The organism is Enterobacter sp. SM3 (assembly GCF_009811935.2).
GTDB lineage: Bacteria > Pseudomonadota > Gammaproteobacteria > Enterobacterales > Enterobacteriaceae > Enterobacter > Enterobacter asburiae_D.
Genome location: NZ_CP099971.1, coordinates 858,197 through 881,140, shown reverse-complemented (window position 1 = coordinate 881,140; position 22,944 = coordinate 858,197). Strand labels below are relative to the sequence as shown.

Genomic DNA, 22,944 nt, shown 5'->3' with positions numbered 1-22,944 from the left:
TTTTTCATAACAAAACACACTACGAGGTGTACCATTTTTACCCGAGTCGCTAATTTTTGCCGTAAAGTGCTAAGCCGCGAAGAGAGCATGGCGAACGATGCTATTGCACAGCCACACATGTCGGTTATTCCGCGTGAGCAGCACACTATTTCCCGCAAAGATATCAGTGAAAATGCCCTCAAGGTGCTCTATCGTCTGAATAAAGCGGGCTACGAGGCCTACCTCGTGGGCGGTGGAGTGCGTGATTTACTGCTGGGCAAAAAACCAAAAGATTTCGACGTGACGACCAGCGCCACGCCTGAGCAGGTGCGCAAATTATTCCGCAACTGCCGTCTTGTTGGCCGCCGTTTCCGTCTGGCTCACGTGATGTTTGGGCCGGAAATTATCGAAGTGGCGACCTTCCGCGGCCATCACGAAGCGGGCGTATCGGATCGCACGACGTCCCAGCAGGGCCAGAACGGCATGCTGCTGCGGGATAACATCTTCGGCTCTATCGAAGAAGATGCCCAGCGCCGCGATTTCACCATCAACAGCCTTTACTACAGCGTGGCGGATTTCACCGTCCGCGATTACGTCGGCGGCATGCAGGACCTGAAAGAAGGTCTGATCCGTCTGATCGGCACGCCGGAAACGCGCTATCGTGAAGATCCCGTGCGTATGCTGCGCGCCGTGCGTTTCGCCGCCAAGCTGGATATGCGCATCAGCCCGGAAACGGCAGAGCCGATTCCGCGTCTGGCGACGCTGATTAACGACGTGCCGCCTGCCCGCCTGTTCGAAGAGGCACTGAAGCTGCTGCAGGCCGGCCACGGTTTTGAAACCTATAACCTGCTGCGCGAATACAACCTGTTCCAGCCGCTATTCCCGACCATTACCCGCTACTTCACCGAAAGCGGTGACAGCCCAATGGAGCGGATGATTGCGCAGGTGCTGAAAAATACCGATACCCGTATTCGCAACGACATGCGCGTCAATCCGGCGTTCCTGTTTGCGGCGATGTTCTGGTATCCGCTGCTGGAAACGGCCCAGCGCATCACCCAAGAGAGCGGGCTCGCCTACTATGATGCCTTCGCGCTGGCCGCAAACGACGTGCTGGACGAAGGGTGCCGCACGCTCGCTATTCCGAAACGTATTACCACGCTGGTGCGCGATATCTGGCAGCTTCAGCTGCGCATGTCTCGTCGTCAGGGCAAACGCGCCTGGAAGCTGATGGAGCATCCAAAATTCCGCGCCGCCTTCGATCTGCTGTCGCTGCGTGCTGAAATTGAACGCAATCAGGAGCTGCAGCGCCTGTCCCAGTGGTGGGCCGAATTCCAGGTTTCCGCCCCGCCGGAGCAGAAAGATATGCTCACCGGGCTGGATGAAGAGCCGGAACCGCGTCGCCGCCATCGTCGTCCGCGCAAACGCGCGCCGCGTCGTGAAGGGACAGCATGACCCTCGCGTACATCGCCATCGGCAGCAATTTAGCCTCTCCGCTGGAGCAGGTTAACGCTGCCGTACAGGCGCTGGGCGAGATCCCTCAGAGTCGGATCGTGGCGGTCTCCTCGTTCTACCGTACCCCGCCGCTGGGTCCGCAGGATCAGCCTGATTACCTCAATGCCGCCGTGGTGCTTGAAACCGCCCTTAGTGCCGAAACGCTGCTGGACAATACCCAGCGCATCGAACTGCAGCAGGGCCGCGTACGCAAAGAAGAACGCTGGGGACCGCGCACGCTGGACCTCGACATTATGCTGTTTGGGCACGAGACCATTAGCACTGAACGTCTCACCGTTCCGCATTACGACATGAAAAACCGCGGGTTTATGCTCTGGCCGCTGTTTGAAGTCGCCCCCGATCTCATCTTCCCGGACGGCACCCCACTTAAGTCCATTCTGGACGGCCTCAACGCGGAAAGACCCGCCCGCTGGTGATCCGCTTCCCCTGCTGATTAGCCTCAAAATAATTGTGGCTAATCGGTTGCCTAAAATCATTGTTCCCTCGAATGTTACTGTTAGAATGCGCAAAGATTCGCTTTTGGGCTATCAGGAAACAGTATGAAACCAACCACCATCTCCTTACTGCAGAAATGCAAACAGGAAAATAAACGCTTCGCCACCATCACCGCGTATGACTACAGCTTCGCCAAACTCTTTGCCGAAGAGGGTATCAACGTCATGCTGGTCGGAGATTCGTTAGGGATGACGGTACAAGGACATGATTCCACCCTGCCGGTCACGGTTGAGGATATCGCTTACCATACCCGCGCCGTGCGCCGTGGTGCCCCAGCCTGCCTGCTGCTCTCCGATCTGCCCTTTATGGCCTACGCCACGCCAGAGCAGGCATTCGAAAACGCGGCAGCGGTGATGCGCGCCGGGGCCAATATGGTCAAAATTGAAGGCGGCGCCTGGCTGGTGGAGACGGTGAAAATGCTCACCGAACGCGCCGTGCCGGTGTGTGGCCATTTGGGCCTGACGCCGCAGTCCGTCAACATCTTTGGTGGCTATAAGGTGCAGGGCCGCGGTGACGCCGCCCAGACGCTGTTTGATGATGCCCTGGCGCTGGAAGCCGCAGGCGCGCAGCTGCTGGTGCTGGAGTGCGTGCCGGTTGAACTGGCAAAGCGTATTACTGAGGCACTGTCGATTCCGGTGATCGGTATTGGCGCGGGCAACGTGACCGACGGTCAGATTCTGGTGATGCACGATGCCTTTGGCATTACCGGAGGGCATATTCCGAAGTTTGCCAAAAATTTCCTCACCGAAGCGGGCGACATGCGCGCTGCGGTCAGGCAGTATATTGCCGACGTTGAATCCGGTGTTTACCCGGGTGAAGAACACAGTTTCCATTAAGGAGTCTCGTTGTGCTAATCATTGAAACCCTGCCGCTGCTGCGCCAGCATATCCGTCGCGCGCGTCAGGAAGGTAAACGTATCGCACTGGTCCCGACCATGGGCAACCTGCATGACGGCCATATGAAGCTGGTCGATGAAGCAAGAGCCCGTGCAGATATCGTGGTGGTCAGTATCTTCGTTAACCCAATGCAGTTTGACCGCGCCGACGATCTGGCACGCTATCCGCGCACCCTGCAGGAAGATTGCGAGAAGCTCAAAAAACGCCATGCGGATATTGTCTTCTCTCCGGCACCGGCGGATGTCTATCCTCAGGGTACGGAAGAGGCCACTTACGTTGACGTACCGGGCATTTCCACCATGCTGGAAGGCGCAAGCCGTCCGGGTCATTTCCGCGGCGTGTCGACCATCGTCAGCAAGCTCTTTAACCTGGTGCAGCCGGACGTGGCCTGCTTCGGTGAGAAAGATTTCCAGCAGCTGGCGCTGATCCGCAAGATGGTCGCGGATATGGGTTACGATATTGAGATTGTCGGCGTGCCGATTGTACGCGCCAAAGACGGCCTGGCGCTCAGCTCGCGGAATGGCTACCTGACCGCCGAACAGCGTAAAATCGCGCCGGGCTTAAGCAAGGTCATGAACACCATGGCGGAGCAGGTTCAGGCAAAAGAGTTGACCGTCGAAGAGATCGTTGCCCTCGCCGAACAGGCGCTGAACGATAAAGGCCTTCGCGCTGACGACGTACAAATTCGTGATGCTGATACGCTGCTGGAATTTACTGAAACCAGCAAGCGTGCGGTGATCCTGGTAGCGGCATGGCTTGGCCAGGCTCGTCTGATTGATAATAAAGTGGTTGAGCTGGCGTAGTTCTCGCCCTTGATAATGAAAGGTAAACGTAATGATTCGCAAAATGCTGCAAGGTAAGCTTCACCGTGTGAAAGTCACCCAGGCCGACCTGCACTATGAAGGCTCCTGCGCCATTGACCAGGATTTCCTCGATGCTGCTGGGATCCTTGAAAACGAAGCGATTGATATCTGGAACGTGAATAACGGCAAACGTTTCTCAACCTACGCGATTGCCGCCGAGCGCGGGTCTAAAATCATCTCCGTTAACGGCGCGGCTGCACACTGCGCGGACGTGGGCGATATTGTGATTATCGCCAGCTTCGTGATGATGTCTGACGAAGAAGCACACCGCTGGCAGCCAAAAGTGGCCTACTTCGAAGGCGACAACGAGATGAAACGCACAGCGAAAGCCATTCCGGTACAGGTAGCCTAATAGTTTTATACGATGACCCATTCCTGAATATTATTCAAATGAATGGGTCACTTAAAATCATTCAAAAATTAAATATTTCATATCACCTACATAGATCGCCCTGCCTTACACATACATTTCATTGATTATAAATCATTTTAAATTTTCTAAATCACTCATTTAATTTTAATAACGAGCAGCCCCTATATTTCATAAAAAATATCAATATAATCCGCTTCGAAATTTAATTTCAAATAATAGCTTTACTGGCATTTATTATTTAAACAACGAATATGGATATTGAAATGATTTCTAAAAAATATGGTTTGGCAGTTGCAATGGCAAGCGTTCTGGCTGCAGGTTCAGCGGTAGCCGCAGATCCTGACACCGGTACTATTACTTTCCACGGCATGGTTTCTAACAATACTTGCCAGGTCTCCCTTGACCAGAAAATCGATCAGAACGGCAACGATTTTGATGTGACTCTGGACACTGTATTTGTGCGCGATTTCGCAAACTCACTGGGTACCACCAGCACCCTGGGTGAAAAAAAATTCAGCCTTTCACTGACCGGTTGTGATACCGCGACTGCGAAGAAAGCATCAGCACAGTTCTCTTCATGGGCGGGTTCTTCTTCAACCGAAGGCGGCCTGCTGGTTCCACCAAGCAATGCTCAGGGCTCAGCTAAGAACGTGAACCTGGTGCTGTCAAACGACGGTAACTCAGCAACCGACCAGATCAAAGTTGACCAGACTAACAATACTCAGAAAGCAAACATCGATGCAGTTACCGGCGCAGGTAACCTGTACTACCGCGTAGCATACACTCAGGCTCAGGGTTGGGATGCAACGGCTAACCCAGTATCTGCAGGTACTGTGCAGGCACAGGTTGCCTTCACCATGATCTACGAATAAGAGATTCGTAAATTTAAAACTAAGCAATCCTTCATTGTCAATGCAGGATTGCTTATATAATTCCAAAAGGAAGTGGAAAAATGTCTCATTCATTATTCATTAAAGGCTTCAAAGCCGCATTGCTCATTACTGCTTTTTTGTCCGCTTCGAATGTAAACGCGGATATTGTTATTTCCGGCACGCGTATCATATATCCTCAATCATCAAAAGATGTCGTTGTTAATCTCGATAACCACGGAACTAAACCCCTTTTGGTTCAAACATGGCTTGATGACGGCCGCGATGGTGTAAACCCGCAAGAGCTGAAACTCCCTTTTATCATTACTCCCCCGGTATCGCGCATTGACCCGAAAAAAGGTCAATCTGTACGTATTACCTACATGGGAACACCTTTACCACAGGATCGTGAATCGCTTTTCTGGTTCAACGTTCTGGAAATTCCGCCAAAATCAAAAGCTGCAGATAAAGAGAACCTTAACCAGCTTCAACTGGCATTCAGAACACGTATTAAATTCTTATTCCGTCCTGATGGATTAAAAGGCACGGCTGGTGAAGCGGCCGAACATTTGACCTGGACGCAGAAAAAAGAAGGGAATTCGGTTAAGCTTGTTGCTCACAATAATTCACCTTATAACGTCGCCGTTTCGACGGTAACCATTAAAACCAGTCAAAAAACATACGACGTTGTTCATCAAGCCGTCCAGCCGTTCAGTGATGCCGCAATGGTGGTGAAAGGTTTATCTTCAGCAGTAAATGGCAGCGTAAAGTTCGACACCATCAATGACTATGGTGGCACAGACCATCACGAGGCTGAGCTTAAATAAATTGAGCGCCCTTTCATTCATATAATAATTGATAGCATTAACTCTGCAGAGAGTATTCTCTCTGCACTGATTAAATGGATGTGCCATGTTATTTAAACGTTCTCTTTTATGCCTTGCAATAAGCGCAACATTTCCTTTCTATGTTTGTGCAGAAAGCACTACGTCTACAAAAGACCTGCCTGAAAATGAAGAAGCCATTGAGTTTAACGATCAGTTTCTTTTAAGTGGCAGCACAAATATCGATATCAATCGTTTTGCACATGGCAACCCGGTCTTACCGGGTACGTACCGCACAAAGATAAACCTGAACGGTAAACTCAAATCTACCGTCGAGGTTACGTTTAAAGATAACGGGACACCGCGTGCGACACCTTGCATAACAAAACTGCTGTTGGCACAAGCTGGTATCGACACCAGTTCGCTGGCTGAAGAATCGGAAGAAGATGCGACGTGCATCGATATTAAAAAAATCTTCCCCGGTGCAGCGGTAAACTATGACAGCGGTAAACAGACTATGGATCTCAATTTCCCGCAGATCTATGTCCTGAAACGCCCGGCAGGTTATGTTGACCCATCTCTTTGGGAAGATGGCATTCCTGCCGCCCTGCTCTCTTATGACATGAACGCCTGGCATAGCGAGAGTAATGGCAGCACATCGGAAAGCGCGTATATGGGTTTACGCTACGGGCTCAATATGGGTCCATGGCGCCTGCGTTCACGCGGTAATCTCAATTGGGACAAAGATAACGGTACAAAGTATTCCAGCCAGGATATCTATTTGCAGAGGGATGTTACCCCGCTAAGTGCTCAATTCGTGATCGGGGACTCTTATACTCGTGGTGAAGCATTTGACTCGTTGAGTCTGCGCGGTACGCGTATGTACAGTGATGACCGTATGCTGCCGATGGGGTCAACAGGCTATGCGCCGGTGATCCGAGGCGTGGCAAACAGCAACGCAAAAGTCAGCGTAACACAGAGCGGTAATAAGATTTATGAAACAACCGTACCGCCAGGCTCGTTTGAGATAAATGACCTGAGCACGACGGGCTACGGCAATGATTTACTGGTAACAATTGAAGAAGCGGACGGCAGCAAACGCTCCTTTACCGTCCCCTTCTCATCCGTCACCCAAATGCTCCGTCCAGGTGCGACTCGTTGGGATGTTGGATTAGGGGAATTAAATGATGATTCCCTGCTTGATGCACCTAAAGTCGGTTATGGCACGCTTTACTATGGCCTGAATAATACCTTTACGGGCTATATTGGCGCACAGTATAGCGACATGGATTTTTACGCCGGTATTTTAGGCCTGGCGATGAATACAGGGATCGGTGCTTTTGCGCTTGATGCCACGCAATCCCATGCAGATATTGAGGGTCTTGATACTCTTAGCGGTCAAAGTTATCGCCTGACCTACAGTAAAATGATTGAGGCAACGGATACGTCCTTTAACGTTGCTGCCTATCGTTTTTCGACTGAAGATTACCTCAGCCTTAACGATGCTGCACAACTTCAGGACAGTATCAAGCGACAGAAATACTCGAACCGCAGCTACAATTCAAACGAAGCGCTGTATGCGGATTATCAGCGAACAAAAAATCAGGTACAACTTAGTCTTAACCAACCACTTACGTCTGGAGAAAATAATTTTGGTTCCCTTTATGTAAGCGGCACCTGGCAGGATTACTGGAACGCAACGGGCTCTACGTCCAACTACAATATTGGATATAACAATAGCTTCATCTATGGCAGCTACAGCCTGTCATTACAACGAACCTATGACCAATATGGTAAAAAAGACGACAGTATTTATTTAAGCATGAGCATTCCATTAAACGTGTTTTCACATAACAACGCGAGTACACGTTCAGGTGGCTTTAATAACATAAATATGGGCATACGTTCCGACCTTAAAGGTGGTACTAACTTTAACACCTCTGCGGGCGGAAACACGGAAGATAACAAAGTGAGTTACTCCGTCAGTGCCTCTTCAAATAGCGGTAATTACGGCGACCTGAATCAGATAAGTGGTTATGGTTCACTGAATAGCGCATACGGTCCTCTTGGTTTATCGGCTTCATTCGGTGACGACAACAGCAAGCAATATTCCGCTTCCTATAACGGGGGAATGGTATTGCATTCAGGAGGCATCGCATTTGCGCCAGGAAGCATTGGCGACAACGATGCAATGGCGCTGGTCAAGGCCAGTGGCGCAAAAGGTGCAGGCATTGGCTTCGGAAGTAGCGAAATAGGTGATTCAGGTTACGGTATTTTGCCGTATATGTCGGCTTATCGTGAAAACCGGGTGTATCTGGATATCAGCACGCTTGAAAATGACGTCGAAATAACGAATACCAGTGAAATTACCGTTCCTCGCAGCGGTTCCATCGTGCTGGTTAACTTCGAAACGAATGAAGGTCGTTCATTTATTTTAGAACTCCAGCGTAGCGATAAAGGATTTATTCCGTTGGGCGCCGATGTATTAAATGAAAAAAATGAATCTGTTGGGACCGTGGGACAGGCCGGGCAGGCCTATGTCCGTGGTGTCGACGATCGGGGTGTACTGCATGTTGTCTGGGGCAATGACAAAAACAGTAAATGTGACGTCCACTATCAGGTTTTACCAGATGCTCAAAAAGTAGGACTTACAACGGTACTTAATAACCAACAGTGCCAAATGTAATTATTCAGGAAAATAGATGAGAGTGAGTATGAAAAAAAATCTTTTTAGCCTGTCCATCGTTGCCACAACGATGCTGGCGTTATCAGGTTCGGCACTTGCCGAAGGCACTAATTTGGACGTTAACTTCACGGCCAATATCCGCGAAACCACCTGTGATATGAAACTGGTTGGCGGTACGGGTTCCGATACGCAGCAAACGCTGAACATTGGCAACAATGGTCAGGTACGACTTGACGATGTCAAAGCCGGAACGGCAAATGCCAATTTCAAAATCGTGATAGTTGAATGCCCGTCATCACTGGCCTCATTGAAAACGACTGTAAAGGGAAATAAATCGGGTTATTTACCCTCTGGGATTGTTAACCAGCCAGCAACAGGCGCAGCAGACTACGCTTCTGTCGAAATCGCCAGAGCAAGTACACCAAACGCCCCATTTGTCGTTAACTCTACCGTGGATGCAGAGCGCCTGGTCTGGAGCCCAACAGAAATCCAGAATAAGGAAGTTCCTTTGGTGGCCACATTACGTGAAACAAAAGCGAACAGCATGACAATCGGCGATTTTCAAGCCGTGGCAACCTTTGAATTTAGCTACGAGTGATTGGTGCAGGAAAACGGAGCAACATTATGAAACTTAAATCAACTTTTATCGCCCTGTCCGTTTCTGCACTTCTGTTCTCTGGAATGGCAAGTGCAGCAATCACAGGCACCAGCAGCGTCGAATTGACGATCAAATCAAAAATTGTATCGGGCACGTGTACAGCAAAAGTGCTTAACGGTGCAGGTACAGCATCCTCTGAAATTGCGTTCGGCGACGTCTATAAATCAGAGCTAGTAAGCAAAAGCCGTGTGGAACCACTGAAAATTAGCCTCACAAATTGTTCAGGGGTAACAAAAGCGACGGTAGCTGCAGCGAAAAGCGCAGGTGGGGAATGCAGTGGTACATCCAAAAATGGCAACTCTTTCTCCGGCGGCTTAGCAACCGGCTTTGAAATCTGGTCTGGGGTTGTCGATACAGGCTTGCTGATGAGCTGCAACACACCTCCGGCAGCCCAGGAAGTCACCATTACTAACGGCAAGGGAGAGTTCCCGATGAACTCCCGTATTGTCATCGGGCAAGGCCAAACCATTGCTGATGTAGGCACAGGTGCCGTTACCGCGCCAGTAACCTTTACTGTTTCTTACCAATAACGCCAGGGACCATCATGCAACAATCACCGTTTACTTTATACCAGCCCGGTCTTGTGTTGCTTATGGGACTGGCTGGCAGCCTCCTGCCTGGCGTAAGCCAGGCAGGTTCAGGTATGGATCTAAACCTGACAGCAAACATTGTTAATAACACATGCCAGCTAAGCGTGGGGAATGGTGGCCAGGTCTATTTACCAAACGTTACGCGCGACTGGTTTTATAACAGTGATAAGAGCGATCGTTTATTACCAACCGATGATGAAGCAGGAACGCCTTTCACTATTCATGTAGACAACTGCTATGCCAGCACGGGGGGAGATGCAAGTATTAAACAACTGCAGTTTAGCTTCGTACCTCAGTCTGGATTCTGGGATAACCAGAATCAGGTGTTTAAAAATGAGGCGTCAGCCGGAGCGGCAGAAAATGTGGGTATTGTGATATTTTCAGATACTTTCCACACCAATGTTTTGAACCGCGATGGCAGCTCTAAAGTGAGCTATGACGTTAGTGGGAACGATACAAGTTATATAAAGGATTATGGTTTTTACGCGCGTTACCAGAACGTTGGGACTATCACCAGCGGTATTGTCATGAGTAATGTTCTGGTTAATGTTAGCTACGAATAAAAGGATTTATAGTGAAAAAATATCTCAATATATTAGCACTGATAATGCTCGGGATGTCTGGCGTAACGCATGCAAATTTACAAGAGTGTAAATTTTACGGTCATGATGATGTGTTAATTATGTCGCCGGGTACACAGCCGGTCATAACTCCCCTGCCTGTTGGTGTGGTAACAACAACACCCACGCAAATCAGCAACACGATCGTTATGGAGACAACCCCAGCATTAAAATCGCACTGTGCTGGCGGCAATGATGGTGAAGATGTTTATCAGTTAACTAATAATACAATGCTGATGGCTGGAATAGATGGCAAAGCGATGTTTCGCACAAATATTCCGGGGATCTATTACACGCTTGCGTTTTATCCGGATGGCAATGGCGTAACCGCATGGTTTCCCGAGGCCCCAAATGGTTTCATTAAAACAGCTGTCGGTGAAGGGAATGAATCGGCTTTTGATGAAAAAACCTGGCATGTTCGCATGGAGTTTTGGCAGACCAATGGTTTTACCGGAGTGCCCGATGACGAGAATTTCTTGACCGCAAGTGGCGGCCCCATTGGTCAAATTATCCTCGGCAATCCGAATGGAACCTCAAAGGATGATCATCCGCGCCCTCTGGTTAATATGTCGCAGATGTCTTTCAGTATTCCGCTAAATCGGCCTACCTGCGTACTGCGTGCTCCACCGACGGTAAACCTTGGAGACTGGTTTCCAGGTGAAGTAGAAAATGGAAATACCGATAAAGTTGAATTCCATATTACCGGGACTTGCGTCAACACAACGTATGTCCACTATACACTTTCCTCAACTCATACGACTGCGGACAAGAAGTATTTTACGAATGCCGTCATCGATACCAGTGGGGTAAGTGCCGCGGGGGGAGTTGGGGTCATGATTATGGACTCACCAAACTCGACCTATCCTGTTCCGGCAGACAGCTATGACCGAGTCATCGCTGTTGGAGAAATGATCGGAGATCCCGTTTATTATGTGGATAAAGCACTTGCTGCTAAATTGGTCAAGGTAGGTAGCGATCCGGTAACCGTTGGAGCATTCGGTACTACTGTCACGTTCCAGGTAACTTACGAGTAACCTACCCCTGCGGCTGATTACTGATCAGCCGCGACATCGTCTCCAGCGAATCCGTTCTTAAGATGTACAGGCGTTTCAGTAAGAACGGATTATCCCCCGGCTTCACCTTCCCCTTCACCGTCGTCACCGCCAGATGGAAACCGGCGTCATTCGCCGCCTTTATCGCTTTATTGTCGTAGCCGCCAAACGGATAGGAAAGATAGAGCACGCGTGGATTAAACTGCGCCAGCGCGCGTCGCGAGCGTTCAAAATCAAACAGGATCACGTGATAGCTGCGGCTCAGTAAAATCGGATGCTTATTGCCATCCACACGATGCAGGAAATGGGTGTGAGACTGAATATCGAACACGTCCTGAATGCCCTTAATCTCCTGCACGCTCATAAACTGCAGCGATTTTGGGTCCCACTTCTGCGGATGGCCCTTTATGCGGGAAGAGATAATAAACGCGGTGGCCTTGAAGCCGTACTCCTTCAGCACAGGGTACGCATAGCGGCTGACCGATTTCAGGCCGTCGTCAAAGGTAATCACCACCGATTTTGCAGGCAGGTTCATCTTGTTACGCACGTACCCTTCCAGCTGGTACATCGTCAGGGTGGTATAGCCCTGATCGCGTAACCACGCCATCTGGTTGTTGAACGCGCGTACGCTGGTGGTCGTGGACGTATGTCGAAAGCGCGTATTCTCTTCATCACGCAAAATATGATGGTAGGTCAGGATCGGCAGTCCGTTATCTTCCTGCGCGTCCAGGCTACTGATCCACGCCAGACGGTTGCCGATGCGGATCTGGAACCATGTCTGATTCAGACGGTCTTTCAGTTTGTTCAGTATCGGATAGCGCAGATTGGCGCTTAACGTGCCGAACGGTGCGCTGCCGCTCGACGGCGCGTTATACACCGGCGTGTCTTTCCAGGTAATCAGGTTCTGATTGCTCAGGGGCTTATTGAGATCCCCGAGGCTGTCCTCGACGCGCTGTTTCCCCTGAACCGGCTCCAGGTGCCCCTTATCGATAAACCCCGTACCAAAACCGAAGCGAAATTCGTAGTAGTCCGCCGCCGCGGGCACAACGGCCAGGATCTGCCCGGCGCGCACGTTACCCACGTTGATGACGCTGTTCCCCACCTGCGCCCAGATCGCCGCGTCTTCGGTGGTTTGCATATACTGGGCAGGCAGCGTTTGCTGGCTGAGTAAACTGGCTGAGCTGACGCCGGAAATGAGCATCAATAGCAGGAAAAGAATACGCGGTAGCATGGTGTCTTAATCGGTGCGGGAAACTGCCGCTATTGTAACAAATGAGACATCAATACCAACGTTTAATTCTTATACAGGTCGTGGAGCAGGACGAAGGGGGGATTTTTTTGCTGCTGATGCCACAAGCTGCTGACGCCCGGCACGCCCTGCGCCACGATGGCATGGCGAAACTCAGCGCTGCTTAATGATTCACGCTGTGGATACATTAACGCCAGCAGGGCGAAGTTGATCCCCGAGATGACCTCACAGCACGCATGCTTATGGCTCAGCAGCGCGGCTACGCGGTAAGGCGCCGCGCCCGATTTATCGGTCAAAAAAATCACGCCATCACCGGTGTCGGTTTCATGCAGGGCATCGCACATCATGCGGCTCAGCATGTTGGTGCTCAACCCGCGCCAGTAGTTTACCGCCCGGCACTGCGCCAGCGGGCCAAATTTGGCTTCAAGCTTATCCAGCATTTCCTGCGCCTGTTCATCGTGGCAGGTGATAACCCATCCCAACATAACTCTCTCCTTAGCAGGCAAGTAGTTTAGCGGAGTGAAGGTTAGCTTTCGGTGATAACTGTCAAAGAAAGTGCCCGGCAAACAGAACGTCGCCGGGCAGAAGATTAGCTGCGCAAACCGCGTCCGCGCTGGATCAGATACCAGCACAGCAGGTAGAAGGCAATGATAAACACCACCAGCACCGCCACCGTGGTAAACAGCGGCACGTCAGTGATGCCGAGGAAGCCAAAGCGGAAGCCGCTGATCATGTAGACAATCGGGTTCAGGTGCGACAGCGCCTGCCAGAACGGTGGCAGCAGCGTCAGGGAGTAGAACACCCCGCCGAGATAGGTCAGCGGCGTCAGCACGAAGGTTGGGATCAGGCTAATGTCGTCAAACGTTTTGGCGAACACGGCGTTCAGCAGACCGGCCAGCGAGAACAGGATTGCCGTCAGGAGCAGCGTCAGCGCGACAAACAGCCACGAGTGGACCTGGAACGGCACAAAGAACAGCGAAATCGCCGTGACCAGGATCCCCACGCACAGCCCGCGCGCCACGCCGCCGCCGACATAGCCCGCGATAATGACGTGCGTCGGCACCGGGGCCACCAGCAGCTCTTCAATATTGCGCTGGAACTTGGCGCTGAAGAATGACGACGCCACGTTGGCATATGCGTTGGTGATCACCGCCATCATAATCAGGCCCGGCACGATAAACTGCATATAGGTAAAGCCGTGCATCTCACCAATTCGGGAACCAATCAGGTTACCGAAGATAATGAAATAGAGCGTCATCGTGATGACCGGCGGCACCAGGGTTTGCACCCAGATACGCATAAAGCGGTTGATCTCTTTCGCCCAGATACTTTTCAGCGCGACCCAGTAAAGATGCGTCATGCCTTGTCTCCTTGTTTGTCATGTACCAGAGAGACAAACAGCTCTTCCAGTCGGTTCGCTTTGTTACGCATACTTAAGACCTGAATTCCCTGCGCGCTCAGCTGCGAGAACACGCTGTTAATCCCCTGCTCGCGCAGCACTTCCACTTCCAGCGTCGAGGTATCGACGAGACGATACTGATATCCTTCGAGCTTCGGTAGCGGGCTTTTAGCCGCCAGATCGAGAATGAAGGTTTCGGATTTCAGCTTGGAGAGCAGATTCTTCATCGAGGTGTTTTCCACCAGCTCACCGTGCTGAATGATGCCGATGTTGCGGCACAGCATTTCAGCCTCTTCCAGGTAGTGGGTGGTCAGAATAATGGTGGTGCCTTTGTCGTTGAGATCCTTCAGGAAGCCCCACATGGAACGGCGAAGTTCGATATCCACGCCCGCGGTCGGTTCATCGAGGATCAGCAGCTTTGGCTCGTGCATCAGCGCGCGGGCGATCATCAGGCGGCGCTTCATCCCGCCGGACAACATGCGCGCACGTTCGTTACGCTTTTCCCACAGATCAAGCTGCTTGAGGTATTTTTCGCTACGCTCCAGCGCCTCTTTACGCTCAACCCCGTAATACCCCGCCTGGTTAACGACAATCTGCTGCACCGTCTCGAACGGGTTGAAGTTGAACTCCTGCGGAACCAGCCCCAGTTGGCGCTTGGCGTTCACCACATCTTTTTGCAGGTCGTAGCCAAACACGCTCACCCGACCGGACGTTTTATTGACCAGCGAGCTGATAATCCCAATGGTGGTCGATTTCCCCGCCCCGTTCGGCCCCAGAAGCGCGTAAAAATCACCGGCCTCTACTTTAAGATCTATTCCGCGTAGCGCCTGAACGCCACCCGGATAGGTTTTTTTAAGCTGCTCAAGCTCCAGTGCAATTGCCATGAAATTAACTTACCTTCAGTTCTTACACACGTTGTGTGGTTTCATTAAAAGTCGGGTTACCCTATAGTAGCGCAACGCAATAACTCGGTTACAGGTCGCTAACCTCCATGAACAACATAGATACACTCATCAGCAACAATGCACTATGGTCAAAAATGCTGGTGGAGGAAGACCCCGGATTTTTTGGAAAACTCGCGCAGGCTCAGAACCCACGCTTTCTCTGGATTGGATGTTCCGACAGCCGCGTACCGGCGGAGCGCCTGACCGGCCTTGAACCCGGCGAACTGTTTGTTCACCGTAACGTCGCCAATCTCGTGATTCACACCGATCTCAACTGTCTTTCTGTTGTTCAGTATGCCGTGGACGTTCTGCAAGTCGAGCACATCATCATTTGCGGCCATTATGGCTGCGGCGGCGTGCAGGCGGCGGTTGAAAACACGGAGCTGGGGCTCATTGATAACTGGCTACTGCACATCCGCGATATCTGGTTCAAACATAGCTCACTGCTGGGCGAAATGCCGCAGGAGCGTCGCATGGATACCCTTTGCGAACTCAACGTGATGGAGCAGGTGTATAACCTGGGCCACTCAACGATCATGCAATCAGCGTGGAAACGCGGGCAGAAGGTCTCTGTCCACGGCTGGGCGTACGGTATTCACGATGGTCTGCTGCGCAATCTGGAAGTGACCGCCACCAACCGCGAAACGCTGGAGCAGCGCTACCGTTCGGGGATTGCCAACCTTCAGCTTAAGCACGTCAATCATAAATAAGTGCCCGTTAAAAAGCCGGGTGGCGGCTACGCCTTACCCGGCCTACATGTGCCCATTCGTAGGCCCGGATCGCTGCGCGTCACCGGCCAACAAACAGCAACTACTCGTCCAGCAATACCACTTTCCCAACATACGGCAGATGACGATAACGCTGCGCGTAGTCAATGCCGTAACCGACGACGAATTCGTCCGGAATCGAGAAGCCCACGAACTCAACCGGCACCTGCACTTCACGACGGTCAGGTTTATCCAGCAGCGTACAAATCGCCAGCGATTTTGGTTCACGCAGGCTCAGGATCTCACGCACTTTTGACAGCGTGTTGCCGGAGTCAATAATGTCTTCAACGATCAACACATCTTTGCCACGAATATCTTCATCCAGATCTTTCAGGATTTTCACATCACGGGTGGTGGACATGCCGCTGCCGTAACTGGAGGCGGTCATAAAATCGACCTCATGGGGCACATGCACTTCACGGCACAGGTCTGCCATGAACATGAAAGAGCCGCGCAACAGACCTACCAGCACCATTTCGCTGCCGCTGTCCTTGTAATGTTCGGTGATTTGACGACCCAGTTCGGCGATACGCGCTTTGATCTCGGCTTCCGGGATCATCACTTCAACAGTATGTTTCATATTACTAACCAAATGATTTTAATGAAAATCTCTCAATGCAGGTGAATGTATTTCCGGCATCGATACGCAAGCCCGCCATTATATCAGCAAATGGATAACCCTGGCGTATGAGTTATAAAAAGCAAATATTGTGATTCCGATCACACTTGTTAATACCTATAATTAGTTGCTAGCAAATTATTAACAAAAACTGACGAGTACACTTTCTATGGCTGAAACAAACTCTAAACAGCCGCGTCTACTGGTGACATTAACAGCCGCATTCGCAGCCTTCTGCGCGCTGTATCTGTTAATCGGTGGCGTCTGGCTGGTCGCTTTAGGCGGCTCCTGGTACTACCCGATTGCGGGTCTGGTTATGGTTGCCGTAACCGTTCTGCTGTTGCGTAGAAAACAATCTGCACTGTGGCTGTATGCCGCCCTCCTTCTTGCCACCATGATCTGGGGCGTCTGGGAAGTCGGTTTTGACTTCTGGGCACTGACGCCGCGTAGCGACATCCTGGTCTTCTTTGGCATCTGGCTGATCCTGCCGTTCGTGTGGCGTCGCCTGATTGTGCCTTCCAGCGGTGCGGTGGCGGGCCTGGTTGTTGCCCTGCTGATTACCGGCGGCATCCTGACCTGGGCTGGTTTTAACGACCCACAGGAGATCAACGGTACGCTGAACGCGGAATCCACGCCTGCTGCGGCTATCTCTCAGGTGGCGGACGGCGACTGGCCTGCGTATGGTCGTAATCAGGAAGGTCAACGCTACTCTCCGCTGAAGCAGATCAACGCGGACAACGTGAAGAACCTGAAAGAAGCCTGGGTATTCCGTACCGGCGACCTGAAGATGCCGAACGATCCGGGCGAGCTGACCAACGAAGTGACGCCAATTAAAGTTGGCAACATGCTTTATCTGTGTACGGCGCACCAGCGTCTGTTCGCGCTCGACGCGGCCACCGGTAAAGAGAAATGGCACTTCGATCCACAGCTGAACTCCAACCCGTCCTTCCAGCACGTCACCTGCCGTGGCGTCTCTTACCACGAAGCGCGTGCCGATAATGCCAGCCCGGAGGTCATTGCCGACTGTCCTCGCCGCATTATGCTGCCGGTGAACGATGGCCGTCTGTTCGCCATCAATGCCGAAACGGGCAAGCTGTGCGAAACCTTTGCTAACAAAGGTATCCTGAACCTGCAGACCAACATGCCGGACACCACGCCGGGTCTGTATGAGCCAACCTCGCCGCCAATCATCACCGATAAAACTATCGTGATTGCCGGTTCGGTAACTGATAACTTCTCCACGCGTGAAACCTCCGGCGTTATCCGTGGTTTCGACGTAAACACCGGTAAACTGCTGTGGGCCTTCGACCCGGGCGCGAAAGATCCAAACGCGATCCCGTCGGACGAGCACACCTTTACCTTTAACTCGCCAAACTCCTGGGCACCAGCGGCGTATGACGCGAAGCTGGACCTGGTCTACCTGCCAATGGGCGTCACCACGCCGGATATCTGGGGCGGTAACCGCACGCCGGAGCAGGAGCGCTATGCGAGCGCTATCGTGGCGCTGAACGCGACCACCGGTAAGCTGGCGTGGAGCTACCAGACCGTTCACCACGATCTGTGGGATATGGATATGCCGTCCCAGCCGACGCTGGCGGACATTACCGTTGACGGCAAAACCGTGCCGGTGATTTACGCCCCGGCGAAAACCGGCAACATCTTCGTCCTGGATCGCAGCAACGGTAAGCTGGTTGTCTCTGCCCCGGAAAAACCGGTTCCACAGGGTGCAGCGAAAGGCGATTACGTCAGCAAAACCCAGCCGTTCTCTGACCTGAGCTTCCGTCCGAAGAAAGACCTCAGCGGGGCAGACATGTGGGGTGCCACCATGTTTGACCAGCTGGTGTGCCGCGTGATGTTCCACCAGCTGCGCTATGAGGGCATCTTCACGCCGCCGTCTGAGCAGGGCACGCTGGTCTTCCCGGGTAACCTGGGGATGTTCGAGTGGGGCGGGATCTCCGTCGACCCGAACCGTCAGGTGGCGATTGCCAACCCAATGGCGCTGCCGTTCGTTTCCCGTCTGATCCCACGCGGTCCGGGCAACCCAATGGAGCAGCCGAAAGACGCGAAAGGCAGCGGTACCGAAGCCGGCATTCAGCCGCAGTACGGCGTACCGTTTGGCGTGACGCTGAACCCGTTCCTGTCTCCGTTTGGTCTGCCGTGTAAACAGCCTGCCTGGGGTTATATCTCCGGTCTGGATCTGAAAACTAACCAGATCGTGTGGAAAAAACGTATTGGTACGCCACAGGACAGCATGCCGTTCCCGATGCCGGTTCCGGTGCCGTTCAATATGGGTATGCCGATGCTGGGTGGCCCAATTTCCACCGCCGGTAACGTGCTATTCATCGCGGCAACCGCAGATAACTACCTGCGCGCGTACAACATGACCAACGGTGAAAAACTGTGGCAAGGCCGTCTGCCGGCCGGTGGACAGGCCACACCGATGACCTATGAGGTGAATGGCAAGCAGTACGTTGTCATCTCTGCGGGCGGTCACGGTTCGTTTGGCACGAAGATGGGCGACTACATCGTCGCGTATGCGCTGCCTGACGAAAACAAGTAACTGAAAAAGCCGGGTGGCGGCTACGCCTTACCCGGCCTACGAAAAGATGCAAAACGGCAACTTCGGTTGCCGTTTTTGTGTTTGTTCCCTCTCCCCGTGGGAGAGGGTCAGGGTGAGGGCATCAGGCCGCACTGTTTTAAACAGTGAAACCGAGCATCATCCCCGTATCCTCATGCTCCAGCAGGTGGCAGTGCGCCATATAGGCAAACTCCTTCGGCGCGTCGTGGTCAAACTTCACCAGCACCTCGCTGACGCCGCCTTCCACTCTCACCGTGTCTTTCCAGCCCGCGCGATGCGCATCCGGCGCTTTGCCGTTCTCTGAAAGAATGCGGAACTGGGTGCCGTGGATGTGGAACGGGTGCAGCATCATGTCCCCTTCGCCTGAAATCACCCAGCGCTCAAACTGGCCCTTTGTCGCAGCAAACATCGGCGCGTTCATGTCGAACGCTTTGCCGTTGATCGTATTGGCGTTGTGGAAATCAAAGCCATGATCGCCGTGATTCATATTCCCCATGCCGCCCATTTTCCCATGGTCCATATTCATATGGCCCATCATCTGCCCGTGATGCATCCCCGCCATCGCCTTATCGCCATATTTCGCCATCAGCGCCTGCATGCCCATCATGTCGAGCATCGGGTTCATGGAGAGCTGCAGCTTGCGCTGCGTAAGCCCGTCAAGCGACGGGAGCGCTGGCAGCGTGGTTAACATATCAGGCAGCGTGCCGGAAGCGGCCACCAGTAATGGCTGAATACGCAGCACCGGATGCGGCTTATCAAACGGTGCGACCGACATCCCCATCTGGCTAACCGGCAGGGTTACGAGGTCAAACGGCTTGCCGTCGCTGATGTCCACCAGCACCTCAAAGCGTTCACCCATCAGCATCGGCAGCTCGCTCACCTTCACCGGCTCCGGCAGCAGGCCGCCGTCGCTCGCTACCACATACAGCGGGCGTTTATCGCTGGCCGCAAAATTGAGCGAGCGTGCGTTACAGCCGTTGAGCAGGCGCAGGCGCAGCCAGCCTTTCGGCGCGGCATGCTGCGGGTAAATGGCGCCGTTGGTCAGCAGCGTGTCGCCAAACCAGCCTACCGCCGCGCTCATCACGTCCAGCTGGTAGTCAATTTGCCCGTCAGCGTTGAATTTCTTGTCCTGCACAATCACCGGCACATCGTCGATGCCCCACTGTTTCGGCAGGCGCAGCAGGCGGCTTTCGTCGTCTTCAATCAGCACCAGCCCCGCCAGCCCCATCGCAACCTGATGGCCCGTCTTGCCATGCTGATGCGGGTGGAACCAGCAGGTCGCCGCGCGCTGGTCAGGCGTAAAGGTGACGCTGCGCGTGCCGCCCGCTTTGATGACGCCCTGCGGCCCGCCGTCCACCTCGCCCGGCACTTCCAGCCCGTGCCAGTGCAGCGTCGTCTCTTCCGACAGCGTGTTATGGATATCGACGGTAACGGTTTTTCCTTTGCGCAGCTGGAGCGCCGGGCCAAGGAGATTTCCGTTATAGCCCCAGGTTGTGGCGGTATTTGCACCAAAGGTCGTTTTGCCCGATTGCACCACAAGCTGGATACGGCTTCGCGCGTCAGCAGTTACTAAGTCAGGGATGGGTAAGGCGGGCCTGTCAGCCGCGAAAACCGCGCGGCTCCAGAGAGGTAATGCGCTGGCAGCCCCCAGCACAGCGGAATATTTTAAAAAATCACGACGTTGCATGTTCATTTCCTTATTTCCAGCAGGCGATCTTTTGAGCATAAACCCTCCCCTTACCGGAAGGTCAAGTCAAGCGGCAATAATAAAGATCGTCGCACCGGCATCAAGTATGCTAACGTTAATTTTCCGTGAAGAAGTGGTAGAAGCAATGAAGATGTTTTTCAGGACAATTTTGTTCGGTAGCCTGATGGCGATGTGTGCGAACAGCTATGCGCTAAGTGAAAATGAAGCGGAAGATATGGCCGATTTAACGGCGGTTTTTGTATTCCTGAAAAATGATTGTGGCTACCAGAATTTACCCAACGGGCAAATTCGCCGCGCGCTGGTCTTTTTTGCCCAGCAAAACCAGTGGGATCTCAGTAACTACGACAGCTTCGACATGAAGGCGCTCGGCGAAGACAGCTACCGTGACCTAAGCGGTATTGGTATTCCCACGGCCAAAAAATGCAAAGCGCTGGCTCGTGATTCACTCAGCCTGCTCGCCTACGTGAAATAACCTTCCCAACGCCTCCTGTTGAACCTCTGGCCGTGCAACCACGGTTAGAGTTAGCTATCATGTTTCGTTCATTTTTTGTGAGCGTAATGGATGTTTACACAGGAGGAGTTCGCTATGGCCGACCACACGTTGTGGCATGAAACACTGCATGACCAGTTTGGTCAGTACTTTGCCGTTGATAACGTGCTCTATCATGAGAAAACCGATCACCAGGATCTGATCATCTTCGAGAATGCCGCCTTTGGCCGCGTCATGGCGCTGGACGGCGTCGTGCAAACGACCGAGCGAGATGAGTTTATCTATCATGAGATGATGACCCACGTCCCGCTGCTGGCGCACGGTCACGCGAAGCATGTCCTGATTATCGGCGGTGGCGACGGCGCAATGCTGCGTGAAGTTTCCCGCCATCGTTCCATTGAAACCATCACCATGGTGGAAATCGATGCAGGCGTCGTCTCTTTCTGCCGTCAGTATCTGCCCAACCACAATGCCGGTAGCTATGACGATCCGCGCTTTAGCCTGGTGATTGACGACGGCGTTAACTTTGTTAACCAGACCTCGCAGACCTTTGACGTTATTATCTCCGACTGCACCGACCCTATCGGCCCCGGCGCGTCGCTGTTTACCTCCTCATTCTACGAAGGCTGCAAGCGCTGCCTGAACCCGGGCGGGATCTTCGTCGCACAAAATGGCGTCTGCTTCCTGCAGCAGGATGAAGCGCTCGACAGCCATCGTAAGCTCAGCACCTATTTCGATGATGTCAGCTTCTATCAGGCGGCCATTCCGACCTATTACGGTGGGATCATGACCTTTGCCTGGGCGACGGATAACGACGTGCTGCGCCATCTCTCCACCGAAATTATTCAGGCCCGCTTCCATCAGGCCGGTCTTCAGTGCCGATACTACAATCCGGCTATTCATACCGCAGCGTTTGCGCTGCCGCAGTACCTGCAAGACGCATTATCCACTAAGGGGGTGAGCTAATTGAAAAAGCTTAAACTGCATGGCTTTAACAACCTGACGAAAAGCCTGAGTTTTTGTATTTACGATATCTGCTATGCCAAAACAGCGGAAGAACGCGATGGTTACATCGCCTATATCGACGAACTCTACAACGCCAACCGTCTGACCGAGATCCTGTCAGAAACCTGTTCCATTATTGGCGCAAACATCCTGAACATCGCCCGACAGGATTATGAACCCCAGGGCGCCAGCGTAACCATACTGGTCAGCGAAGAGCCGGTCGATCCTAAGCTTATCGACAAAACTGAACATCCGGGCCCGCTGCCGGAAGTGGTCGTGGCCCACCTGGATAAAAGCCATATCTGCGTGCACACCTACCCAGAGAGTCACCCGGAAGGCGGGCTGTGTACGTTCCGTGCCGATATCGAAGTGTCGACCTGCGGCGTGATTTCCCCGCTGAACGCGCTGAACTATTTAATTCACCAGCTGGAATCGGACATCGTCACCATTGATTATCGCGTGCGTGGTTTCACCCGTGATATCAACGGCATGAAGCACTTCATCGACCACGAGATCAACTCCATCCAGAACTTTATGTCCGACGACATGAAATCGCTGTACGACATGATGGACGTGAACGTGTACCAGGAAAACATCTTCCATACCAAGATGTTACTGAAGGAATTCGACCTTAAGCACTATATGTTCCACACGAAGCCGGAAGATTTGAGCGAAGAAGAGCGTAAGGCAATTACTGACCTGCTCTGGAAAGAGATGCGCGAGATCTACTACGGCCGCAATATTCCGGCCGTGTAAAAGCAAACCGGA

The 22,944-nt window shown here is 52.5% G+C and carries 23 protein-coding genes; 17 read left to right on the top strand and 6 right to left on the bottom strand.

What is annotated here, in order from left to right; genetic code table 11:
• The first annotated feature begins 33 nt into the window (after positions 1-33).
• The 12 genes from pcnB to GVO84_RS03970 all read left to right on the top strand — a co-directional run bounded on the left by pcnB (position 34) and on the right by GVO84_RS03970 (position 11,399).
• On the top strand, positions 34-1,431 hold the full coding sequence (gene pcnB, locus GVO84_RS04025; protein ID WP_071789389.1) for a polynucleotide adenylyltransferase PcnB: 1,398 nt from the start codon (positions 34-36) through the stop codon (positions 1,429-1,431).
• Entirely contained in the window at positions 1,428-1,907 is a 480-nt protein-coding gene (folK, locus tag GVO84_RS04020; protein ID WP_159515541.1) for a 2-amino-4-hydroxy-6-hydroxymethyldihydropteridine diphosphokinase, read from the top strand. Before pcnB ends, folK begins: the two co-directional genes overlap by 4 nt.
• Positions 1,908-2,030: 123 nt before the next feature.
• Positions 2,031-2,822, top strand: a complete 792-nt coding sequence (gene panB, locus GVO84_RS04015) for a 3-methyl-2-oxobutanoate hydroxymethyltransferase (RefSeq protein WP_159515540.1) — start codon at positions 2,031-2,033, stop codon at positions 2,820-2,822.
• Between the two features lie 11 nt (positions 2,823-2,833).
• Positions 2,834-3,685 carry a pantoate--beta-alanine ligase gene (gene panC, locus GVO84_RS04010; RefSeq protein ID WP_159515539.1) on the top strand — a complete coding sequence of 284 codons (852 nt, stop codon included), beginning with the start codon at positions 2,834-2,836 and terminating at the stop codon, positions 3,683-3,685.
• A gap of 31 nt (positions 3,686-3,716) precedes the next feature.
• The gene (gene panD / locus GVO84_RS04005) at positions 3,717-4,097 is read left to right on the top strand and encodes an aspartate 1-decarboxylase (protein WP_159515538.1); all 381 of its coding nucleotides are present in this window, start codon (positions 3,717-3,719) and stop codon (positions 4,095-4,097) included.
• 284 nt (positions 4,098-4,381) lie between these two features.
• Positions 4,382-4,990 (top strand): fimbrial protein, encoded by a 609-nt coding sequence (locus GVO84_RS04000; RefSeq protein WP_159515706.1) that lies wholly within the window; start codon positions 4,382-4,384, stop codon positions 4,988-4,990.
• 80 nt (positions 4,991-5,070) lie between these two features.
• Complete coding sequence (locus tag GVO84_RS03995; protein ID WP_159515537.1) at positions 5,071-5,814, top strand: fimbrial chaperone; 744 nt, start codon at positions 5,071-5,073, stop codon at positions 5,812-5,814.
• Between the two features lie 85 nt (positions 5,815-5,899).
• Positions 5,900-8,497 (top strand): outer membrane usher protein, encoded by a 2,598-nt coding sequence (locus tag GVO84_RS03990; RefSeq protein WP_159515536.1) that lies wholly within the window; start codon positions 5,900-5,902, stop codon positions 8,495-8,497.
• Between the two features lie 28 nt (positions 8,498-8,525).
• Positions 8,526-9,095 (top strand): fimbrial protein, encoded by a 570-nt coding sequence (locus tag GVO84_RS03985; RefSeq protein ID WP_159515535.1) that lies wholly within the window; start codon positions 8,526-8,528, stop codon positions 9,093-9,095.
• A 26-nt stretch (positions 9,096-9,121) separates the two neighbouring features.
• Complete coding sequence (locus tag GVO84_RS03980) at positions 9,122-9,685, top strand: fimbrial protein (protein WP_159515534.1); 564 nt, start codon at positions 9,122-9,124, stop codon at positions 9,683-9,685.
• 14 nt (positions 9,686-9,699) lie between these two features.
• Complete coding sequence (locus tag GVO84_RS03975) at positions 9,700-10,308, top strand: fimbrial-like protein (RefSeq protein ID WP_159515533.1); 609 nt, start codon at positions 9,700-9,702, stop codon at positions 10,306-10,308.
• An 11-nt stretch (positions 10,309-10,319) separates the two neighbouring features.
• The gene (locus GVO84_RS03970; RefSeq protein ID WP_159515532.1) at positions 10,320-11,399 is read left to right on the top strand and encodes a fimbrial protein StkG; all 1,080 of its coding nucleotides are present in this window, start codon (positions 10,320-10,322) and stop codon (positions 11,397-11,399) included.
• 1 nt (position 11,400) lies between these two features.
• On the opposite strand, the gene GVO84_RS03965 is transcribed toward GVO84_RS03970, so the two are convergent.
• The 4 genes from GVO84_RS03965 to GVO84_RS03950 form a co-directional block, all read right to left on the bottom strand.
• Complete coding sequence (locus tag GVO84_RS03965; RefSeq protein WP_159515531.1) at positions 11,401-12,648, bottom strand: polysaccharide deacetylase family protein; 1,248 nt, start codon at positions 12,646-12,648, stop codon at positions 11,401-11,403.
• A gap of 62 nt (positions 12,649-12,710) precedes the next feature.
• Entirely contained in the window at positions 12,711-13,151 is a 441-nt protein-coding gene (locus GVO84_RS03960; protein WP_063143373.1) for a PTS sugar transporter subunit IIA, read from the bottom strand.
• A gap of 104 nt (positions 13,152-13,255) precedes the next feature.
• Positions 13,256-14,026 carry an ABC transporter permease gene (locus tag GVO84_RS03955; RefSeq protein WP_023334536.1) on the bottom strand — a complete coding sequence of 257 codons (771 nt, stop codon included), beginning with the start codon at positions 14,024-14,026 and terminating at the stop codon, positions 13,256-13,258.
• Positions 14,023-14,949 carry an ABC transporter ATP-binding protein gene (locus tag GVO84_RS03950; RefSeq protein ID WP_159515530.1) on the bottom strand — a complete coding sequence of 309 codons (927 nt, stop codon included), beginning with the start codon at positions 14,947-14,949 and terminating at the stop codon, positions 14,023-14,025. The genes GVO84_RS03955 and GVO84_RS03950 overlap by 4 nt, the downstream gene beginning before the upstream one ends.
• Positions 14,950-15,056: 107 nt before the next feature.
• Between GVO84_RS03950 and can the strand changes: the two genes are divergently transcribed.
• Positions 15,057-15,719 carry a carbonate dehydratase gene (gene can / locus GVO84_RS03945; protein ID WP_080328661.1) on the top strand — a complete coding sequence of 221 codons (663 nt, stop codon included), beginning with the start codon at positions 15,057-15,059 and terminating at the stop codon, positions 15,717-15,719.
• 100 nt (positions 15,720-15,819) lie between these two features.
• Here can and hpt read toward each other — a convergent pair whose 3' ends face one another.
• Positions 15,820-16,356, bottom strand: a complete 537-nt coding sequence (gene hpt, locus GVO84_RS03940; protein ID WP_008501948.1) for a hypoxanthine phosphoribosyltransferase — start codon at positions 16,354-16,356, stop codon at positions 15,820-15,822.
• A gap of 208 nt (positions 16,357-16,564) precedes the next feature.
• Here hpt and GVO84_RS03935 point away from each other — a divergent pair, with 208 nt between their 5' ends.
• Complete coding sequence (locus GVO84_RS03935) at positions 16,565-18,955, top strand: glucose/quinate/shikimate family membrane-bound PQQ-dependent dehydrogenase (protein ID WP_159515529.1); 2,391 nt, start codon at positions 16,565-16,567, stop codon at positions 18,953-18,955.
• 136 nt (positions 18,956-19,091) lie between these two features.
• On the opposite strand, the gene cueO is transcribed toward GVO84_RS03935, so the two are convergent.
• On the bottom strand, positions 19,092-20,660 hold the full coding sequence (gene cueO / locus GVO84_RS03930) for a multicopper oxidase CueO (RefSeq protein ID WP_159515528.1): 1,569 nt from the start codon (positions 20,658-20,660) through the stop codon (positions 19,092-19,094).
• Positions 20,661-20,805: 145 nt separating this feature from the next.
• On the opposite strand from cueO, the gene GVO84_RS03925 reads away from it, so the two are divergent.
• The 3 genes from GVO84_RS03925 to speD all read left to right on the top strand — a co-directional run bounded on the left by GVO84_RS03925 (position 20,806) and on the right by speD (position 22,932).
• The gene (locus tag GVO84_RS03925; protein ID WP_121425082.1) at positions 20,806-21,153 is read left to right on the top strand and encodes a YacC family pilotin-like protein; all 348 of its coding nucleotides are present in this window, start codon (positions 20,806-20,808) and stop codon (positions 21,151-21,153) included.
• A 114-nt stretch (positions 21,154-21,267) separates the two neighbouring features.
• Complete coding sequence (speE, locus tag GVO84_RS03920; RefSeq protein ID WP_023310424.1) at positions 21,268-22,137, top strand: polyamine aminopropyltransferase; 870 nt, start codon at positions 21,268-21,270, stop codon at positions 22,135-22,137.
• Complete coding sequence (speD, locus tag GVO84_RS03915; protein ID WP_023334531.1) at positions 22,138-22,932, top strand: adenosylmethionine decarboxylase; 795 nt, start codon at positions 22,138-22,140, stop codon at positions 22,930-22,932.
• Positions 22,933-22,944 lie beyond the last annotated feature (12 nt).

What these genes read in the sequence shown, in the direction of transcription:
- GVO84_RS03965 (WP_159515531.1), bottom strand. Translation starts at nt 12,648, where the DNA reads ATGCTACCGCGTATTCTTTTCCTGCTATTGATGCTCATTTCCGGCGTC.
- GVO84_RS03985 (WP_159515535.1), top strand. Translation starts at nt 8,526, where the DNA reads ATGAAAAAAAATCTTTTTAGCCTGTCCATCGTTGCCACAACGATGCTG.
- GVO84_RS03990 (WP_159515536.1), top strand. Translation starts at nt 5,900, where the DNA reads ATGTTATTTAAACGTTCTCTTTTATGCCTTGCAATAAGCGCAACATTT.
- GVO84_RS03980 (WP_159515534.1), top strand. Translation starts at nt 9,122, where the DNA reads ATGAAACTTAAATCAACTTTTATCGCCCTGTCCGTTTCTGCACTTCTG.
- panB (WP_159515540.1), top strand. Translation starts at nt 2,031, where the DNA reads ATGAAACCAACCACCATCTCCTTACTGCAGAAATGCAAACAGGAAAAT.
- GVO84_RS03950 (WP_159515530.1), bottom strand. Translation starts at nt 14,949, where the DNA reads ATGGCAATTGCACTGGAGCTTGAGCAGCTTAAAAAAACCTATCCGGGT.
- GVO84_RS03955 (WP_023334536.1), bottom strand. Translation starts at nt 14,026, where the DNA reads ATGACGCATCTTTACTGGGTCGCGCTGAAAAGTATCTGGGCGAAAGAG.
- GVO84_RS03975 (WP_159515533.1), top strand. Translation starts at nt 9,700, where the DNA reads ATGCAACAATCACCGTTTACTTTATACCAGCCCGGTCTTGTGTTGCTT.
- cueO (WP_159515528.1), bottom strand. Translation starts at nt 20,660, where the DNA reads ATGCAACGTCGTGATTTTTTAAAATATTCCGCTGTGCTGGGGGCTGCC.
- GVO84_RS03995 (WP_159515537.1), top strand. Translation starts at nt 5,071, where the DNA reads ATGTCTCATTCATTATTCATTAAAGGCTTCAAAGCCGCATTGCTCATT.
- GVO84_RS03960 (WP_063143373.1), bottom strand. Translation starts at nt 13,151, where the DNA reads ATGTTGGGATGGGTTATCACCTGCCACGATGAACAGGCGCAGGAAATG.
- speE (WP_023310424.1), top strand. Translation starts at nt 21,268, where the DNA reads ATGGCCGACCACACGTTGTGGCATGAAACACTGCATGACCAGTTTGGT.
- GVO84_RS04000 (WP_159515706.1), top strand. Translation starts at nt 4,382, where the DNA reads ATGATTTCTAAAAAATATGGTTTGGCAGTTGCAATGGCAAGCGTTCTG.
- GVO84_RS03935 (WP_159515529.1), top strand. Translation starts at nt 16,565, where the DNA reads ATGGCTGAAACAAACTCTAAACAGCCGCGTCTACTGGTGACATTAACA.
- hpt (WP_008501948.1), bottom strand. Translation starts at nt 16,356, where the DNA reads ATGAAACATACTGTTGAAGTGATGATCCCGGAAGCCGAGATCAAAGCG.
- panD (WP_159515538.1), top strand. Translation starts at nt 3,717, where the DNA reads ATGATTCGCAAAATGCTGCAAGGTAAGCTTCACCGTGTGAAAGTCACC.
- can (WP_080328661.1), top strand. Translation starts at nt 15,057, where the DNA reads ATGAACAACATAGATACACTCATCAGCAACAATGCACTATGGTCAAAA.
- GVO84_RS03925 (WP_121425082.1), top strand. Translation starts at nt 20,806, where the DNA reads ATGAAGATGTTTTTCAGGACAATTTTGTTCGGTAGCCTGATGGCGATG.
- folK (WP_159515541.1), top strand. Translation starts at nt 1,428, where the DNA reads ATGACCCTCGCGTACATCGCCATCGGCAGCAATTTAGCCTCTCCGCTG.